The sequence below is a fragment of the Microcoleus sp. B3-D2 genome (assembly GCF_036705345.1).
Classification (GTDB): Bacteria; Cyanobacteriota; Cyanobacteriia; order Cyanobacteriales; family Microcoleaceae; genus Microcoleus.
In genome coordinates, this window is record NZ_JAUBUG010000159.1 from 1 (window position 1) to 3,314 (window position 3,314).

Annotated in this window: 3 protein-coding genes; 1 reads left to right on the plus strand and 2 read right to left on the minus strand. The window is 47.0% G+C overall.

Annotation, left to right across the window (positions count from 1 at the left end):
* Positions 1-226: 226 nt before the first annotated feature.
* On the minus strand, positions 227-751 hold the full coding sequence (locus QUB14_RS28280; protein ID WP_333221511.1) for a DUF4330 domain-containing protein: 525 nt from the start codon (positions 749-751) through the stop codon (positions 227-229).
* 372 nt (positions 752-1,123) lie between these two features.
* On the opposite strand from QUB14_RS28280, the gene QUB14_RS28285 reads away from it, so the two are divergent.
* Positions 1,124-1,975, plus strand: coding sequence for a M48 family metallopeptidase (locus QUB14_RS28285; RefSeq protein WP_190660841.1), 852 nt, complete (start codon positions 1,124-1,126; stop codon positions 1,973-1,975).
* Between the two features lie 187 nt (positions 1,976-2,162).
* Here the strand turns inward: QUB14_RS28285 and QUB14_RS28290 are convergent, their stop codons facing one another.
* On the minus strand, positions 2,163-2,933 hold the full coding sequence (locus QUB14_RS28290) for a metallophosphoesterase family protein (protein WP_333221508.1): 771 nt from the start codon (positions 2,931-2,933) through the stop codon (positions 2,163-2,165).
* Between the last annotated feature and the right edge of the window lie 381 nt (positions 2,934-3,314).

The window sequence follows — 3,314 nt, forward strand, 5'->3', positions numbered from 1 at the left end:
CACCCATTCCCCCCCAGATGTCAAGCCTGATTTTGTTAAGAAAGATGTGAGTAAGGCATAGCTTAATAAGGGGGACTTTGACAATAATCTTGTCCCCCCCTTTCTTAAGGGGGGCTAGGGGGGATCTAGACTCTGCTAGAAGCGAGATTTATCATGAATTTTAGTCTGAATTTGACACCAATAACCACTGACAACTGTCAACTGTCAACTGACAACTGACTACTAATTATTCTTTGACTCGCACGTCGATAACGCTGGCGTTGAAAATGTACTTGCTGCCTTCAAGCTCTAACGTAGTACCAATTTTGACTTTCGTATTACCTAAAACCGGGCCATTTTCAGTAAGTTGACCTTTTCCCTCTAAGGTAAACATCATATTTTGGCTGAAGGCTTCTTCTTGTCTGGGATCGGGGAGAGCTTTCAGAGTGCCGTTGGGCTGAGGAACTGCTAGGGTTCTGGTGAGAGTTTTGGCCGATTTGATGGTAATCTGACCGGAGGGTTGATTGCGGATCACCACATTGATTTTATCACCTGGTTTGAACAAATCTTGAACGTTTGTTCCTTTGAGACCGATCGCAATTGCATCAATTTCTACAGGTTTGACACTGGTGCCGACTTGGGCGACGGAACCGCCAGAAGTGCCGGGAAAGAAGAAGATTCCGACTGCAACTAGCAGTACGATTAGAATGGCACCTACGTCTAGGATGCTGAGTTTGCCGAACAGCCGGCCTTGAGAATCCAAAATTTTCATAAATCGCCTATTATACTGATAGCGACAGGAGTATGTTTACAAGCTCAGGACTTACGCAGACATCGATGAAAAACAGATGCTGCTATTGCTGAGCTACTGCTGCCAATGACATACTTTATTGATGTGTAAGTCCTGAAGCTAAAAGATATTACCACAACGATAGCCCAAAATCCGCATGACTGGGGCACTTAACCCAGAAGGCAGTTGACGGCGGTTGGTTGGCCTTGGCTCGATCGCCCAGAAGCTTGTGGCGCCGTTAAAAATTGACAAAAAGCTAGAATAGCAACTAAGCAGCCTCAAATTACGTCTGCCTATTTAGTGACTTTTCGAGTTTTTCCTCAAATTTTATCTAACTTCTGGCACCTATCACTCATGTTAAAAAGTTTTTGGTTGACTTGCCGGCGTACTTGTGGCCGGGGGATTTATCTGTTTCTGTCCCTGATGGTGGCTGCGGGTATCTGGGTGGTTTCCCCGGAACCGACTCAAGCATTTTCGTTGCCCGAACTGATTTTTCGAGGCATTCAAGTTATTCAATTGTCGAATATGTCCGATCGCCAAGAGGTGGCTATTGGCAGACAAATTAATCAGCAGTTAACGAACAGCCAGTTTAAGATTGACCGCGATCGGGACACTACAGAATATATCAACCGCATCGGTCAACGACTCGCTCAAGAAAGCACTCGCCCGAATATTCCTTATACTTTTCAAGTGATTGACGACGACACGATTAATGCTTTTGCAACTATGGGCGGTTTTGTTTATGTGAATAAAGGCTTGATGGCAGCGGCGGACAATGAGGCAGAATTGGCCAGTGTGATCGCCCACGAAATCGCTCACATTAATGCTCGCCACGCGATTCAACAAATGCGTCAAATGGCCATAGCTTCAGGTGTAGCTTCGGCAACTGGGCTCGATCGATCTCAGGCGGTTCAGATTGGGGTGGAATTGGCTTTGCGGCGCCCCCACAGTCGCCAAGCTGAGTATGAAGCCGATCAGTTGGGATTGCAAACTATGGGGCGAGCAGGCTACGCTCAATCTGGGATGGTTGATTTTATGAAAAAGTTGCTCGACAAACCTTCTCCTCCTAGCATTTTGAGCACTCACCCGGCAACTGGCGATCGTATTGCTGCTATTTCGCAGGCTATAGATCCGGATCTTGCTAGCGGTGAAGGTTTGAATAATGAGGATTACAGGCTAGAAATCCGCAGACTTCTAGGTTCGTAGCAAACGTAAATCAGTCAGGCACTCTCTTATTTTCTCTTCTCTTCCCTTCTCTTTTCTTACTTCGCGATCTTCGCGTCTTCGCGGTTCGTTAAAAAATAAATCCAGTTACTAAGGTATGTCAGCAGCAAGTTAATTTCGATTTAAGATCTCGGACTTAAGCTGACATACCCTACAACGAAAACTTGATTTAACACTGCTGTTGAACAACAGAATCGATCGCAGGTTTCGGGGGTGCAATCGGCTGCGGCTTCAATTGCCTGACAACTTCGTCAAACGGCAAAATTCGGACTTGATTGTTAAATACATTGACTTGATAAACTCTGCGGTAGCTGAGGTCAAATCCTGTCAGCCAGCCACTTTTGGGATGATAAGCACCCGTGTCAATATCCAACCACCCTTCGCCCCTGACTAATTCGCCCGGCCTGACCCCATGAAAGGTAAAGGTGATCGTGTGACCGGTAATAATTAATTTATTGGGAAAATAGGGTTTCGACATGGTGTGAAATTCCCTGCGAATCCAACAAAGTTGTTCGATCGACTGTTCCTCGATCGACAGATGGGGGTCAACGCCGGCGTGAACCAGCCAGATGTCCCCTAAGTCCCGGTGCGTGGGGAGCGATCGCAGCCACTCTAAGTGTTTGTACGGCATCATCCCTGTATCTCTGTAGCTCGCTACTGTCGCATCCCCGCCACTGTAGAGCCAAGATTGCCACGCTCGCATATCCATCGGTGTCCCCGACAAAGCTTCCAGCATGAGTTGTTCGTGGTTGCCCAACAGAGTTTGGTAGGGGCTTTGCTGCACAAAATCTAATACCTGAGCGCTTTTGGGGCCACGATCGATTAAGTCTCCCAAAAAATAGACGCGATCGTTCGAGCTGGGGGCAAGTGCCTCTAGCAGGGTCATTAAGCCGTCGTAATGCCCATGTACGTCCCCGATAACAATGCGCCGATGCTCCATTGCGTTTATCCGCTTCCCTGACTCAAAAGCCCCATCTCTAGCTTATAGCATCTGATTTTGCTGCTATTTGCCTCTCCTCTTTTACGGTGGAGGGGTGTCACCCATTATACTGCTTTGTATAAAGATTCTGTAAAGCTCGCCAGTACCTGTTTGCGTAGCTACTGATAGAAACAGAGGCAAGCTGTTAATTGTGCTTCTGCAACTGCTGTTACTGAGGCAAAGCTGTGAGTTATTTCACGCTTTAGGGTGCATCAGCGATTAGCCGACCGATTAAGTCGAAAATAATCCTAGCTGATATCATTTCCGGTGTGCGATTCGTTTAGCCTAAATGGATAGGTTCTCCTATCCAGGGACGGTTAGCCTGACTCCGAGGAGTTAGTG